Here is a 13978-nt window from a genome sequence, read left to right on the forward strand (position 1 = left end):
CAGCCTCAAATACATTTAAAGTAATCAAAGGGTTCACGGCAGCTATCGCAGCGATACAGCGCTTTGCAGGCCGTGGAACCGAATTCGCTAATCAGCGAGGTGTGGGTGCTGCCGCAGCGCGGGCAAACCACATCCTTCGGCAGCGCGTCGGCGTGGCAGGCGTGGGCCTGCGGCGGGCTGATACCGTACTGACGCAGACGTTCGCGGGCATCCGGGCTCATCCAGTCGGTGGTCCACGGCGGGTCGAGCTGCAATACGATATGCACCGGCGTATAGCCGTGCTCCGCCATCACCGCGCGAATTTCCCCCAACAGATGTTCAGTGGCCGGGCAACCCGAGTAGGTCGGCGTAAAACCAATCACCCAGCCGTCGCCGTGACGCTCCACGCGGCGCACCATGCCGAGGTCGGTAATGGTCAGCACCGGCACTTCCGGGTCTGGAATGGCGCTTAATAATCCCCAGACGGTACGCACTTCCGGAGGCGCGATTGCGGCGAGACGTTGCATAGCCACCTCCTGCTACCACTGCTGGCCGGGATACGACCGCTGTAAATACTGCATCTCTGCCAGCATCGGGCCGAGATGTTCACTGTGCAGCCCCTGCTTACCGCCGCGACGGAACGCCGCTTCTTCAGGGATTTGCAGACCCGCATCGAGCAGCGCGGTATGCACCGTCGCCTGCCATTCGGCCTGCAATTCGCGCGGGTCAACGGCGATGCCCTGCTCGCTCAGGCTGATATCCAGCTCATCGGCCATAAACAGTTCACCGGTGAAGCGCCACAGGTTGTTGATTGCCTGCTGCATCAGTTGCGCGGAATAGTCGGTGCCGTTGCCCAGACGCTCCAGCCAGCCGCGGCTAAAGCGCAGGTGATAACGCACCTCTTTCAGCCCTTTGGCGGCGATGGCGGCAATCTGTGCGTCGCGGCTATTCACCAGACGGCTGAACAGCGCCACATGCCAGGCATCGATAAAGAACTGACGGGCAATGGTGTCGGCGAAATTACCGTTTGGCTGTTCCACCAACAGCAGGTTGCTGAACTGACGTTCATCGCGGCCAAAGGCCAGCGTGTCTTCGTCGCCGCTGCCGTTCAGTTCAGCGGCGTAGCTCAGGAAGTTGCGCGCCTGACCCAGCAGGTCAAGGCCGATATTGGCCAGCGCGAGGTCAATCTCCAGCTCCGGCGCGTGGCCGCACCAGGCGCCTAAGCGCTGGGCCAGCACCAGGCCGTTATCGCCAAGACGCAGCGCATAGGTTGCAACGGGGTTTTGCGTGTTCATCGTTGCCTCACATATGTTCCATGCCGTCCGGCACGGTATAGAACGTCGGGTGACGGTAGACCTTGCTCTCGGCAGGATCGAAGAACTCACCGCGCTCTTCCGGCTGTGAGGCGACGATTTCGCTCGCCTTCACCACCCAGATGGAGCAGCCTTCGCTGCGGCGGGTGTACGCATCGCGGGCATTTTCCAGCGCCATTTGATCGTCGGCGGCGTGCAGGCTGCCCACGTGACGGTGCGACAGCCCCTGTTTGCTGCGGACAAACACTTCGTATAACGGCCAGTATGTTTTGCTCATCTTTTTCTCCTCAGGCGGCATCGCGAGCGCGTTGTTTTTCGGCATGCGCCAGCGCGGCTTCGCGCACCCATGCCCCCTCTTCCCAGGCTTTGCGCTTGGCACCCAGACGTTCGTGGTTACAGATGCCACGCCCGTTGATGACTTCGTTGAGTTCCTGCCAGTCGATTTCGCCGTAACGGTAGTGACCGGTGGCTTCGTCAAACGTCAGATCGGCATCCGGCACCTTCATGCCAAGGATCTCGACCTGCGGGACAGTGTTGTCGACGAAGCGCTGACGCAGTTCATCGTTGGAATGCAGTTTGATCTTCCACGCCATGCTGCGGGCGCTGTTCGGCGAGTTGTCATCGCTCGGCCCGAACATCATTAATGCCGGCCACCAGAAGCGGTTGATCGCGTCCTGCAACATCTGCCGCTGTTCTTCACTCCCCGCCGCCAGCGCCATACAGGCTTCAAAGCCCTGACGCTGGTGGAAGCTCTCTTCTTTGCAGATTTTGACCATCGCCCGGGCATAAGGGCCGTAAGAGGTACGGCACAGCGCCACCTGGTTGACAATCGCCGCGCCGTCGACCAGCCAGCCGATCACGCCGATATCCGCCCAGGTCAGCGTCGGGTAGTTAAAGATGGAGGAGTATTTCATCTGCCCGTCGAGCATCTTCTGGTAGATGTCTTCGCGAGCGCAGCCGAGCGTTTCCGCCGCGCTGTAGAGATAGAGGCCATGCCCGGCTTCGTCCTGCACCTTCGCCAGCAGAATCGCTTTACGGCGAAGGGTTGGGGCGCGGGTGATCCAGTTGCCTTCCGGCAGCATGCCGACGATTTCTGAATGCGCATGCTGGCCAATCTGGCGGATCAGCGTTTTGCGGTACGCATCCGGCATCCAGTCCTGCGGTTCGATGGCTGTTTCCTGCGCGATGCGCTGGTCAAAGCGTTGTTCTTCTGTCACGTCATCACCTTATGATTCCGATAAATTCAACAAATCATTTTTTGCGAATCACTTTGTTTTATGAAAGTTAAATCTTAGTTAAATAAAACCACAAATTTTGTTTACGAATTTTGTGATACATACCGCAATCACCGCTGATTTATCGCAGGCAAACCGAATGTTAATCAATGCACGTAAGGTGCCCGCGATCGCATTGTTAACAAATTATTAAAATCTGACTTGCATTTAATGATTCATGAAAGAACTATTAATGGCGAGAATTCGTAACATATCTGGAGAAACACCATGCAGCAGTTAGCCAGCTATTTGTCCGGCGTCTGGCAAACCGGCCGGGGCCGCGCCCGTACTATCCACCACGCCATCAGCGGTGAGCCGCTGTGGGAAGTGACAAGCGAAGGGCTGGATATGGCGCAGGCGCGCCGTTTTGCGATTGAGCACGGCGGCAAAGCGCTTCAGGCGATGACCTTTATTGAACGCAGCGCGATGCTGAAAGCAGTCGCCAAACATCTGATGGAATTGAAGGCCGACTTCTACGCCATCTCCGCCCAGACCGGCGCAACGCGCGGCGATAGCTGGGTGGATATCGAGGGCGGTATCGGCACCCTCTTCACCTACGCCAGTCTGGGCGGCCGCGAGCTGCCGGATGACGTGCTGTGGCCGGAAGATGAGCTGATCCCGTTGTCCAAACAGGGCGGCTTTGCCGCGCGCCACGTGCTGACGTCAAAGTCTGGTGTGGCTTTGCACATCAATGCCTTTAACTTCCCCTGCTGGGGCATGTTAGAGAAACTGGCGCCGACCTGGCTTGCCGGGATGCCTGCCATCATCAAACCGGCCACCGCCACCGCCCAACTCACCCAGGCGATGGTCAAAGCCATTATCGACAGCGGCCTGGTACCGAACGGCGCGATTAGCCTCATCTGCGGCGGCGCGGGCGACCTGCTCGACCATCTCGACAGCCAGGACGTGGTGACCTTTACCGGCTCGGCGCATACCGGGCAGCAGCTGCGCGTGCATCCGAATCTGGTGGCGAAGTCTGTCCCCTTCACCATGGAAGCGGACTCGCTGAACTGCTGTGTGCTGGGCGACGATGTCACCTCAGAGCAGCCGGAATTTGCGCTGTTTATCCGTGAAGTGGTGCGCGAGATGACCACCAAGGCCGGGCAGAAATGTACCGCCATCCGCCGCATTATCGTGCCGCAGGCGCAGGTAAGCGCAGTCAGTGAGGCGTTGATTGCCCGTCTGCAAAAAGTGGTCGTCGGCGATCCGGCGCAGGAAGGCGTGAAGATGGGCGCGCTGGTGAACAGTGAACAGCGTCAGGATGTGCAGGATAACGTCAATCGTCTGGTGGAAGCGGGATGCGAGGTGCTGCTGGGCGGCAAAGCAGATCTCAGTGCCGCCGGAGCCTTCTTCCCGCCAACGCTGCTGTTCTGCGCGCAGCCGGATGAAATCTCCGCGGTACATGCCATTGAAGCCTTTGGTCCGGTTGCCACCCTGATGCCGTATCAGAATACCGAACACGCGATGACGTTGGCTCGTGCCGGTGAAGGCAGCCTGGCCGGAACGCTGGTAACCGCCAGCGGCGAACTGGCGCGTGAGTTTATCCTCGGTGCCGCCCGCGCTCACGGGCGTATTCAGGTGTTAAACGAGGAATCCTCCGCGGAATCCACCGGCCACGGTTCCCCGCTGCCGCAATTGGTACATGGCGGCCCAGGACGTGCAGGCGGCGGTGAAGAGCTGGGCGGCCTGCGCGCAGTGAAACATTACATGCAGCGCACCGCTATTCAGGGCAGCCCCACCATGCTGGCTGCCGTTAGCCAGCAGTGGGTACGCGGCGCGCAGGTGGTGGAAGATCGTATTCACCCGTTCCGTAAATACTTCGAAGAGATCCAGCCTGGCGATAGCCTGTTGACCCCGCGTCGTACCTTAACCGAAGCGGATATCGTCAACTTTGCCTGCCTCAGCGGCGACCACTTCTATGCCCATATGGACAAGATTGCGGCAGCCGATTCCATTTTCGGCGAGCGCGTGGTGCACGGCTACTTTCTGATTTCCGCGGCGGCCGGTCTGTTTGTTGACGCGGGCGTCGGTCCGGTGATTGCTAACTACGGCATGGAAAACCTGCGCTTTATTGAGCCGGTTAAGCCGGGCGATACCATCCAGGTGCGCCTCACCTGCAAGCGTAAAACGGTCAAACGCCAGCGCAACGCCGAAGAGAAAGCCACCGGCGTGGTGGAATGGGCGGTGGAGATTTTCAACCAGCATCAGCAGGCAGTGGCGCTGTATTCCATTCTGACATTGGTCGCGCGTCAGCACGGGGATTTCCCGGCGTAAGCGGTGGTGACGTCCGGCAATTCAAACATTCATGCCTCTTCGGAGGCATTTTTTGTAACTGGCAAAACTGACAAATAACCTGGCAAGCGCAAGCAAACGTCTCGTGACGATCGGCTGTTAGGGTAAGAGACTGAAGCCGAAGTAGCAGCGGCAAGGCACAACATAACGATAAGATGAGGTCACAATGTCAACAGGCTCGATTCGTTCAAACCGTAAAACAGCGCTGGCGCTGGCCGTCGCCCTGTTCTGCGCCTGGCAAACTCCGGCCTTCGCCCACGGCGGCGAAGCGCATATGGTTCCAATGGATAAAACCCTGCAAGATTTCGGCGCTGACGTGCAGTGGGATGACTACGCGCAGATGTACACCCTGATCAAAGACGGCGCGTTCGTGAAGGTGAAACCGGGTGCGAAAACCGCGGTCGTCAACGGCAAAACCCTCAACCTGCAGGTGCCGGTGGTGATGAAAGACGGTAAAGCGTGGGTATCCGATACCTTTATCAACGACGTTTTCCAGTCTGGCCTCGATCAAACCTTCCAGGTCGAGAAAGTGCCTCACCCGCTGAACTCCCTCTCTTCTGCTGAAATCAGCGAAGCGGTCACCATCGTGAAGGCCGCGCCAGAGTTCCAGCCTAACACCCGTTTTACCGAGATTTCCCTGCACGAGCCGGACAAAAAGGCGGTGTGGGAGTTTGCCTTAAAGGGCACTCCGGTTAACATTCCGCGCACCGCCGATGTGGTGATGCTGGACGGCAAGCACGTGATTGAAGCCGTGGTTGACCTGCAGAACAAAAAAGTCCTCTCCTGGAAGCCGATTAAAGACGCGCACGGCATGGTGCTGATTGACGACTTCGTCAGCGTGCAGAACATCATTAACGCCAGCAGCGAATTTGCTGAGGTGCTGAAAAAACACGGCATCAAAGACACCACTAAAGTCATCACCACCCCGCTGACCGTCGGCTACTTCGACGGTAAAGACGGCCTGAAGCAGGACGCGCGGCTGCTGAAAGTGGTGAGCTATCTGGATACCGGTGACGGCAACTATTGGGCGCACCCGATCGAAAATCTGGTGGCGGTGGTTGACCTTGAACAGAAGAAAATCATCAAGATTGAAGAAGGCCCGGTTATTCCCGTACCGATGGAGTCTCGTCCATTTGATGGCCGGGACCGCGTTGCCAAAGCGGTGAAACCGCTGGAAATTATTGAACCGGAGGGCAAAAACTACACCATCACCGGCGATATGATCCACTGGCAGAACTGGGACTTCCACCTGCGCCTGAACTCCCGCGTGGGGCCGATTCTCTCCACCGTAACCTATAACGACAACGGCACCAAACGCCAGGTGATGTACGAAGGTTCGCTCGGCGGGATGATCGTACCCTACGGCGACCCGGACGTAGGCTGGTACTTCAAAGCCTATCTGGATTCCGGCGACTACGGCATGGGCACCCTGACCTCACCGATCGCTCGCGGCAAAGACGCCCCGAACAACGCCGTGCTGCTGGATGAGACCATCGCCGATTACACCGGTACGCCTACCACCATTCCTCGCGCGGTGGCGGTATTCGAGCGCTACGCCGGGCCGGAGTATAAACACCAGGAGATGGGCCAGCCGAACGTCAGCACCGAGCGTCGTGAACTGGTGGTTCGCTGGATCAGTACCGTGGGTAACTACGACTATATCTTCGACTGGGTATTCCACGAAAATGGCACCATCGGTATCGATGCCGGCGCCACCGGTATTGAAGCGGTTAAGGGCGTGAAGGCCAAGACCATGCACGATCCAAGCGCCAAAGAGGATACCCGCTACGGTACGCTGATCGATCATAATATCGTCGGCACCACCCACCAGCATATTTATAACTTCCGTCTCGACCTCGACGTGGACGGCGAAAATAACACCCTGGTGGCAATGGACCCGGAAGTGAAGCCGAACACCTCGGGCGGCCCGCGTACCAGTACGATGCAGGTCAATCAGTATACGATTGAGTCTGAGCAGAAAGCGGCGCAGAAATTCGATCCGGGTACCATTCGCCTGCTGAGCAATACCACCAAAGAGAACCGCATGGGGAACCCGATTTCGTATCAGATTATCCCTTATGCCGGTGGTACCCACCCGGCGGCGACCGGCGCGAAGTTTGCCCCGGACGAATGGATCTACCATCGTCTGAGCTTTATGGATAAACAGCTGTGGGTTACCCGCTATCACCAGGAAGAGCGCTATCCGGAAGGGAAATACCCGAACCGTTCCGTTCACGATACCGGCCTCGGGCAGTACGCAAAAGATGACGAATCACTGAGCAACCAGGACGATGTGGTGTGGATCACGACCGGCACCACCCACGTGGCGCGCGCCGAAGAGTGGCCGATTATGCCAACCGAATGGGCCCATGCGCTGCTGAAGCCGTGGAACTTCTTTGACGAGACGCCGACGCTGGGCGAGAAGAAGAAATAATTCACAGCCTCGAATAGCCTCAGCAATGAGGCTATTCCCTCCCTAAAACGCGATTAATCGCGCGCTCCCCCTGATATTAACGCCCTTTCGATTGCCCCCATTGTTCTTTCATTATTTTTACTAACCCCAGATGAAACATTCTTATTAAAGCGTTTTTTATCGTTTCACTTGATGACGATGTTTTATGAATAAGATATAAATCCCTTTCTTGATATTAACATTTTAACAACATCATTAAGGTTAAAAAATGACGCAGGTTGGCATTATTGGTTGGCGCGGGATGGTGGGTTCTGTTTTGCTGCAGAGAATGCTGGAGGAGAATGATTTCAATGGCATTTCCGCCCATTTCTTTAGCACCTCCAGTGCGGGTGGTCACGGTCCGGTTATTGATGGCATCCGCTATACGCTGAAGGATGCGCATTCTATTGAGGCGCTTGCCGAAATGGATATTATCATTACCTGCCAGGGTGGTGAATATACTAAGGCTATTTACCCCGCTCTGCTTGAATATGGCTGGAAGGGTTACTGGATTGATGCCGCTTCGGCGCTGCGTATGGACGAGAGGGCCTGTATTATTCTTGATCCCGTTAACCGTAAGAATATCGATCGCGCCGTCAACGATGGTATTAAACTTTTTGTCGGCGGCAACTGCTCTATTACATTAAGCCTGATGGGCCTTGCCGGTTTGATAAACGCAGACCTGATAGAGTGGATGAGCGTTATGACCTACCAGTCGGCCTCCGGCGCCGGCGCCAAACACGTCCGCGAACTCATCGCGCAAAGCGCTTATATCAGCCAACATTTGTCGCCCGATGAGCTGGAAAATCCAGGCTCGGTGCTGCCTTTAGTCAACAAAGTGAGCGAGTTGATTCGCAGCGATAAGATGCCCATCGACAACTTTGGCGCACCGCTAATGGGGAGCATTATCCCGTGGATCGACAGCGACTTAGGGGATGGAAACAGCCGGGAAGAGTGGAAAGGCGAAGCGGAAACGAACAAAATTCTGGGTCTTCCTGTGGGGACCATCCCGGTCAACGGTTTGTGCATTCGTGTTGGCGTGATTCGCTGCCATAGCGCGGCTATCACGCTGAAACTCAAGCGCGAAGTCAGTGAGGCCGAGTTTGAGGCATTGGTGACGCATTCCCATCCCTGGGTGAACTATGTGCCAAACAATAAGGAGGCAAGCGTGGCTCAATTGACCCCTGCCCACATCAGCGGTTCTCTTCAGGTGGGTATTGGTCGCTTTAAAAAAATGGCGCTGAACAATGACCCTATCTACTCGGTACTGACCGTGGGCGATCAGTTGCTTTGGGGGGCTGCAGAGCCGCTGCGTCGTATGCTGAATATCTTGTTGAATAGAATTTAACGATGAAAAGCAGCGCAGGATAGAGAGTGATTGAGGAATATTCTGCGGCTGTGGATTGAGCACAAAATGGCCCGGGGAAGCCTGGGCCAGCTTGTTTTTTGCGCCGTAAATTTAGCACCACTTTGGTAAGTTCGCGTTGTGCAATATGTTCCGCTTTTCGCGCGAATCAGTCTGCGGTAACGTAACGGAAAAATTTCTCCGGATTCAACAAACATGCCTTCCCTCGAAACGTTTATGACTTTCCTTCTCGCGCTGACGCTTCTGGAGATTTCTCCGGGGCCAGACATGATGCTGACTATCGCCAGAGGCGTCGGCCAGGGAAGACGTATTGCCCTTCTTACCGTTCTGGGTAATGTCTTTGTCGCAGGTTTTGTGCAAGTCTCTTTTCTTGTCCTTGGGCTGGTTACCGTCGTTCATGCGTGGCCGGTGGCGCTAGACCTCCTGAGGTGGGTGGGCGCAGCTTATCTGATGTGGCTAGGCATAAAAATGATTGCGACTTCCGGAACCGATACCCGGTTACGAAAAACGGCAAAAATTTCTGACTGGAATGCCGTTAAGGAAGGCGCTCTGAATAGCCTCACTAACCCAAAATCCCTGCTGTTTATGTTTGCTTTTCTGCCTCAATTTGTCGATCCCGCCGCGGGACCTGTCTGGCTGCAATTGCTTATGCTTGGCAGTATCCAAAAACTGGCAGGAATTGTTTCACTGGGCTCCGTCGCAATGGCATCAGGAACATTTGGAAACTGGCTAGGCCAGCACCCGGGTTTTATCAAATGGCAGGAACGTTTTACCGGCGTTGTGATGATAGGGCTTGGCATCCGCATGCTGTTGAGCGGCTCTGGTGTAGTAACGAAAGCTGTCAGGTAATTTTACTGAAATGATGGGCGAAATGTCCGCTTCGTGCCATAAGCGGACATCGATTAATGCAATCGTTGTTCAAATACTGTAATAATTCTCAAATCTGATTTAAGGTTTATCTATACAGAACTTCCAAAATATTAGAAATACTCAGGGTGTATATAAAAAGGTATAACTTTAGCTCAACCATCAATGGATAAATTATGTTAATTATATTTAATGGTTTACCTGGTAGCGGTAAAAGTACAGTTGCAAAATTGTTGTCCAAAAAAATTAATGGTGTGTATCTACGGGTTGATACGGTTGAGCAGGCGATTCGTTCAGTATCTGAACAGAACAAAAAAATTGGCCCTGAGGGTTATTTTGTTCTTTATGAGTTGGCGCGTGAAAATCTACAGTTAGGCGCTACTGTTGTCACCGATTCGGTTAATGATATCAATCTGATACGTAATACTTTCCGCGATATAGCGATATCGTTAAATGTTCCGTTCTTAGAAGTTGAAATACTCTGTTCAGATATGACACAGCATCGTTATCGTGTGGAGAACAGAATCTCAGATATCCCGGGGTTAACCACTCCTGACTGGGAACAAGTACAACGCCGTAACTATGAACCATGGGAACGAGAGCATCTGCAATTAGATACAGCAATTTTATCAGCACCAGAATGTGTCGATGTAATTCTCAGAAGAATATCGTCCGTTTGAAAAGGATAATGGCAAAATTAAGTAGACGATGGTTAAACACTAGCGTCTGCTTATCGCTCACAGCGGACCTTCACCTCAGTGACCTAGTCCGCTTCGTGCCAGAAGCAGAAGTTAACTACGGATAAAATTCAGCGCCTCACACCCAGAGCCGCTGCATAACGGCAATAAGCTACACTTGTTCATTATTTCCAAAACAGGAAAGCCTTCCACTGCTTCAACGGTGTGTGTTTGACATCGCGCTGTTGGGGCATTTTGATCAACAACGAGCAAGGCCCGCTAACGATGAAATTGATACTTGTTCGACACGCAGAAACAGAGTGGAATTTGGAAGGAATTATTCAGGGGCACAGCGATAGCCCCTTGACCTGTCGGGGTTTTCGTGAAATATCCGTCCTACTAGCAGCGTTTAGTGCAAGTGAGTATCAAATAGAGCGTGTTTACGCTTCTCCGCTTGGACGTGCCTGGCAAATGGGGCGAAGCCTGGCTGAAAATTTTCGCTGTTCACTGACGGCTGAACCGGCCCTTAAAGAGCAGGCTTTTGGTCAGTTTGAAGGTATGCCGTTAGAACTACTCAGACAAAAACATCCGAACGATGCAAATGCGTTATTCAGGCTTGATGCAGAGTATTGTCCACCTGGGGGGGAGTCACTGGCGCATGCTTCTCAGCGAGTTATGCGTTTTTTACAAAACCTGGAAGAGACCTCATCACATCAACAAACAATATGTATTGTGTCTCACGGGCATGTCAGTCAGGGCACTCTGGCAATCCTTAAAGAAGGGACTGTCAATAATTTCCCTCGCTATGCTCACCCCAATGCAAGTTATTCTGTTATCGACCTGATCAATGGAAAATGTATCGGCCTAAAGTGGGGGATTGCTACACATTTACGTCACCTGAATTAGTGGCCACCTTGCAATCATTGAACACCCATCCTGCCAGAGCTATCATTATTTAAGCACAATTTCAGCTAGCGGACCTTCACCCCAGTAAACTCGTCCGCTTCGTGCCAGAAGCGGACGTTTATATGACCGGCAATCGCGCTTCTCCGGTCAACTCTACAACCCAAACGGTGGGTACTTCGACATCAGATATTTTATGCCCAGGCTTTTGATATTTCAGCAGAACCGGTAACAAAAGCATGTTGAGGCAGAATTTTTTCAAGTAAAAACAAATTGGTGTCATGATCTGGATCGGCACAACAATCTCTCGCAATCACCAGCCGGTAATCCAGGTCAAAAGCTTGCCCTACGGTAGACAGCACAACGCCACTTGTGGTGACGCCAGTAAGAATCAAGGTTTCTATTCCCTGCGCCCTAAGAACCAAATCGAGTTCAGTAAAGGAGAAAGCCCCCACTCTGTGTTTAACAATGACGACCTCATTCTCTTCAGGAGCGACATCTGCATGAATGGCCGTACTCTCGTTATCAACCATAAAAATGCCATTCTCTTTAATTGACGAGAAAATCGTGTTGTTGTGACTGACTTCAGGGTAACCCTTGCGGAATCCGACACTCACGTAGATAACCGTTACGCCAGCTGCGCGTGCGGTAGATATCAGCGATGCCGTGTTGCGAATAACATCCCTGGCACTCTCTTGCGAGAGGAAGTTGTTGAGGATGAGCATCTGAAAGTCCATTACCAGCAGCGCGCTATTTTTATTGATATTACTGAGTTGAGTCGTCATAAAATCTCCGGGATTTGCAGGTAAGAGGCAATGCCGTCAGTCAACGCGTTGCTGACTGACGATAAATTTTGAGGTTCCAGGCTGCTCCGAGCAGCAGTATGCAACTGGTTGCCAGGAAGACGGCTCGCATACCGATATGCCCGCCGACAAAGCCGCCGATCAACGGCCCGATGAACTGACCTGCGAACTGTGCCGCTACGGAATAACCGAGGATACTACCTACCATTCCTTCTGGTACACGATGACGTATTACCGCCGCCATACATGGCAGTAATCCACCTAGTGCCAGCCCCATAAGGAAACGCAGAGCAATAAGCTGCCAGCCTGAGGAAACAAACGCCTGAGGAATAAGCAGAAAACCGGCTGTCGCCAATGCCATTGTGATAATGCGTAAATGTCCTATCCTGTCAGCCAGTTTTCCAAGCCAGGATGCAGAAATAATGCTGCCCAGGGCTGCGGCAGCCATTACATATCCTGCCACTTTGGTTATCTGAGAAGCGTCACTGACGAGAGTTCGCACATATACCGTAATAATGGGCTCTATCGACATATTGGCCAGCATCAGCAGCAGACCGGTGCTAAGCATGCAGATAATGACAGTACGGGCAGGCAACTGCGACCAGCTCACTGCCGTTTTTGCCAGCGTATTCTCAGGCTTTTGCACCTCTTCGCGAATGAGAGTGAGGGTCATGATAAAGGACAGAAATATCAGCGCACCTGCACAGAAAAACGTGGTTCGAATGCCGAGCAGACCAGGTAGCCACCCTCCAGCAAGTGGACCGATAAGATTGCCCGCCATTACACCGGATGAAACAATCCCCAACGCCCAGGCTGCACGTTCTCTGGGAGCCTGGACTGCGATAAGAATTGTTGCACCGGATGAGTAGCCACCAGCCAGACCAACTAACAACCTTAGTCCGACAAGTTGCCATATATTGGTCACCAGCCCCATAAGCGAAACAGTCACCGCCATGCCAAGGCTGGCTCTCACGAGCATCGACTTGCGTCCATATCTGTCACCGAGTTTCCCCCAGACAGGGGCGATCAACCCGGCAGTGATAAACGTTGCGCTGAATGCTACGCCAGACCATTGCACGACCGCAGCATGCCCACTAACACCCAGTTCTTCGACATACAAAGGCAGAAACGGCAGCATAAGGGTCATTGCGAAGACCGTTGAGAACGAGCCAATGAAGCAAACAAGCAGGTTTCGCTGCCAGAAGCTGTTATAGAATTGGGTCATAGAAATACTCTTTCTTGGTATACCAAATTGGTATACCATATCGATTGCGCATCTTACTGTCAATTTGCGGGAGAACATTGTCGTTATGAGTCAGGCATCAGAAGTTGAAAACCAATTAAGAAAACTGATACTCAGTATGGAGCTGGGGCCAGGAGAACGACTTACCGAGCGCTGGGCTGAAGCTACGTTTAACGCATCCCGGACGCCTGTGCGAGCCGCATTACAAAAACTGGAGTCAGAAGGTCTGGTCTGTCGTGACGGGCTGCGCTGGTTAGTGGCACCGATCGATGTCGCTGAAGTGGAACAGCTGTGTATTTACCGGGAAGTACTGGAAGTGGCGGCATTAAAACTGTCAGCCAGCCAAATAACGGAAGAACAACTCAACGGTCTGGAAAACCTGCTTAAAACGAAGACTGCTGATGTGTCAGAAGAGGTGATGGACGATGCCGGGACACGGTTCCATCTACAGTTGACCCGTCTTTGTCAAAATGCGTTTATTTTCGAAGGGGTAAGCGATGCCCTGCGCCGGCTTTCACGGGCACGATGGCTCGACAAAGCACCATCGAATCCCGCATGGGAAGATCATCAAGAAATAATAGCTGCGCTTAGGTCGCGGGAGACTGAAAAAGCGGCAGAGTTACTCGCCGTTCATCTCAGCGAAAGCCGCCTTCGCCTACTGGAAGCCATCAATTCAAGTAGACGGAGCTTGAGGGCAAGAGGTATTGCTATCTCCTGATTAAGCGGTGAGTTTTTACGACAACATGACAGAGGTCCGCTCCTCGCTCACATCGGACCTTTAGCTCAGTCAGCAATGTCCGCCTTGTGCC

At 53.5% G+C, this 13978-nt stretch carries 12 protein-coding genes and 1 pseudogene; 7 read left to right on the plus strand and 6 right to left on the minus strand.

What is annotated here, in order from left to right:
* Positions 1-5: 5 nt before the first annotated feature.
* The 4 genes from paaD to paaA are packed head-to-tail and all read right to left on the minus strand — an operon-like array spanning position 6 to position 2509.
* Entirely contained in the window at positions 6-506 is a 501-nt protein-coding gene (gene paaD, locus GY169_RS11965; protein WP_167575867.1) for a 1,2-phenylacetyl-CoA epoxidase subunit PaaD, read from the minus strand.
* Between the two features lie 12 nt (positions 507-518).
* A complete protein-coding gene (paaC, locus tag GY169_RS11970) occupies positions 519-1274 on the minus strand; it encodes a 1,2-phenylacetyl-CoA epoxidase subunit PaaC (protein WP_167575868.1) in 756 nt (251 codons plus the stop codon).
* Positions 1275-1281: 7 nt separating this feature from the next.
* Positions 1282-1569: a 1,2-phenylacetyl-CoA epoxidase subunit PaaB gene (gene paaB, locus GY169_RS11975; protein ID WP_032943000.1), complete on the minus strand. Its 288-nt coding sequence runs from the start codon at positions 1567-1569 to the stop codon at positions 1282-1284.
* A gap of 10 nt (positions 1570-1579) precedes the next feature.
* The gene (gene paaA / locus GY169_RS11980; protein WP_167575869.1) at positions 1580-2509 is read right to left on the minus strand and encodes a 1,2-phenylacetyl-CoA epoxidase subunit PaaA; all 930 of its coding nucleotides are present in this window, start codon (positions 2507-2509) and stop codon (positions 1580-1582) included.
* 285 nt (positions 2510-2794) lie between these two features.
* Between paaA and paaZ the strand changes: the two genes are divergently transcribed.
* The 6 genes from paaZ to GY169_RS12010 all read left to right on the plus strand — a co-directional run bounded on the left by paaZ (position 2795) and on the right by GY169_RS12010 (position 11126).
* A complete protein-coding gene (paaZ, locus tag GY169_RS11985; RefSeq protein WP_167575870.1) occupies positions 2795-4840 on the plus strand; it encodes a phenylacetic acid degradation bifunctional protein PaaZ in 2046 nt (681 codons plus the stop codon).
* Between the two features lie 184 nt (positions 4841-5024).
* Complete coding sequence (gene tynA, locus GY169_RS11990; RefSeq protein ID WP_167575871.1) at positions 5025-7292, plus strand: primary-amine oxidase; 2268 nt, start codon at positions 5025-5027, stop codon at positions 7290-7292.
* 247 nt (positions 7293-7539) lie between these two features.
* Positions 7540-8658, plus strand: a complete 1119-nt coding sequence (gene asd, locus GY169_RS11995) for an aspartate-semialdehyde dehydrogenase (protein WP_167575872.1) — start codon at positions 7540-7542, stop codon at positions 8656-8658.
* A gap of 213 nt (positions 8659-8871) precedes the next feature.
* Positions 8872-9525: a LysE family translocator gene (locus GY169_RS12000; RefSeq protein WP_167575873.1), complete on the plus strand. Its 654-nt coding sequence runs from the start codon at positions 8872-8874 to the stop codon at positions 9523-9525.
* Between the two features lie 194 nt (positions 9526-9719).
* Positions 9720-10223 (plus strand): AAA family ATPase, encoded by a 504-nt coding sequence (locus GY169_RS12005; protein WP_167575874.1) that lies wholly within the window; start codon positions 9720-9722, stop codon positions 10221-10223.
* Between the two features lie 282 nt (positions 10224-10505).
* Positions 10506-11126 (plus strand): histidine phosphatase family protein, encoded by a 621-nt coding sequence (locus tag GY169_RS12010; RefSeq protein ID WP_167575875.1) that lies wholly within the window; start codon positions 10506-10508, stop codon positions 11124-11126.
* A 190-nt stretch (positions 11127-11316) separates the two neighbouring features.
* Here the strand turns inward: GY169_RS12010 and GY169_RS12015 are convergent.
* Together GY169_RS12015 and GY169_RS12020 are read right to left on the minus strand one after the other, a co-directional pair.
* Positions 11317-11908: pseudogene (locus tag GY169_RS12015) on the minus strand (cysteine hydrolase family protein); the annotation flags it as partial.
* Positions 11909-11948: 40 nt separating this feature from the next.
* On the minus strand, positions 11949-13151 hold the full coding sequence (locus GY169_RS12020) for an MFS transporter (RefSeq protein ID WP_167575877.1): 1203 nt from the start codon (positions 13149-13151) through the stop codon (positions 11949-11951).
* Positions 13152-13236: 85 nt separating this feature from the next.
* On the opposite strand from GY169_RS12020, the gene GY169_RS12025 reads away from it, so the two are divergent.
* Positions 13237-13887 (plus strand): GntR family transcriptional regulator, encoded by a 651-nt coding sequence (locus tag GY169_RS12025; protein ID WP_167575878.1) that lies wholly within the window; start codon positions 13237-13239, stop codon positions 13885-13887.
* Positions 13888-13978 lie beyond the last annotated feature (91 nt).

It is taken from the genome of Kluyvera genomosp. 3, from assembly GCF_011765685.1.
Taxonomy (GTDB): Bacteria; Pseudomonadota; Gammaproteobacteria; order Enterobacterales; family Enterobacteriaceae; genus Kluyvera; species Kluyvera georgiana_A.

Bases quoted from the DNA above. Each gene is read 5' to 3' on its own strand.
- paaC (WP_167575868.1), bottom strand. From the start codon at position 1,274: ATGAACACGCAAAACCCCGTTGCAACCTATGCGCTGCGTCTTGGCGAT.
- GY169_RS12000 (WP_167575873.1), top strand. From the start codon at position 8,872: ATGCCTTCCCTCGAAACGTTTATGACTTTCCTTCTCGCGCTGACGCTT.
- paaB (WP_032943000.1), bottom strand. From the start codon at position 1,569: ATGAGCAAAACATACTGGCCGTTATACGAAGTGTTTGTCCGCAGCAAA.
- GY169_RS12020 (WP_167575877.1), bottom strand. From the start codon at position 13,151: ATGACCCAATTCTATAACAGCTTCTGGCAGCGAAACCTGCTTGTTTGC.
- GY169_RS12010 (WP_167575875.1), top strand. From the start codon at position 10,506: ATGAAATTGATACTTGTTCGACACGCAGAAACAGAGTGGAATTTGGAA.
- paaZ (WP_167575870.1), top strand. From the start codon at position 2,795: ATGCAGCAGTTAGCCAGCTATTTGTCCGGCGTCTGGCAAACCGGCCGG.
- asd (WP_167575872.1), top strand. From the start codon at position 7,540: ATGACGCAGGTTGGCATTATTGGTTGGCGCGGGATGGTGGGTTCTGTT.
- paaD (WP_167575867.1), bottom strand. From the start codon at position 506: ATGCAACGTCTCGCCGCAATCGCGCCTCCGGAAGTGCGTACCGTCTGG.
- GY169_RS12025 (WP_167575878.1), top strand. From the start codon at position 13,237: ATGAGTCAGGCATCAGAAGTTGAAAACCAATTAAGAAAACTGATACTC.
- GY169_RS12005 (WP_167575874.1), top strand. From the start codon at position 9,720: ATGTTAATTATATTTAATGGTTTACCTGGTAGCGGTAAAAGTACAGTT.
- tynA (WP_167575871.1), top strand. From the start codon at position 5,025: ATGTCAACAGGCTCGATTCGTTCAAACCGTAAAACAGCGCTGGCGCTG.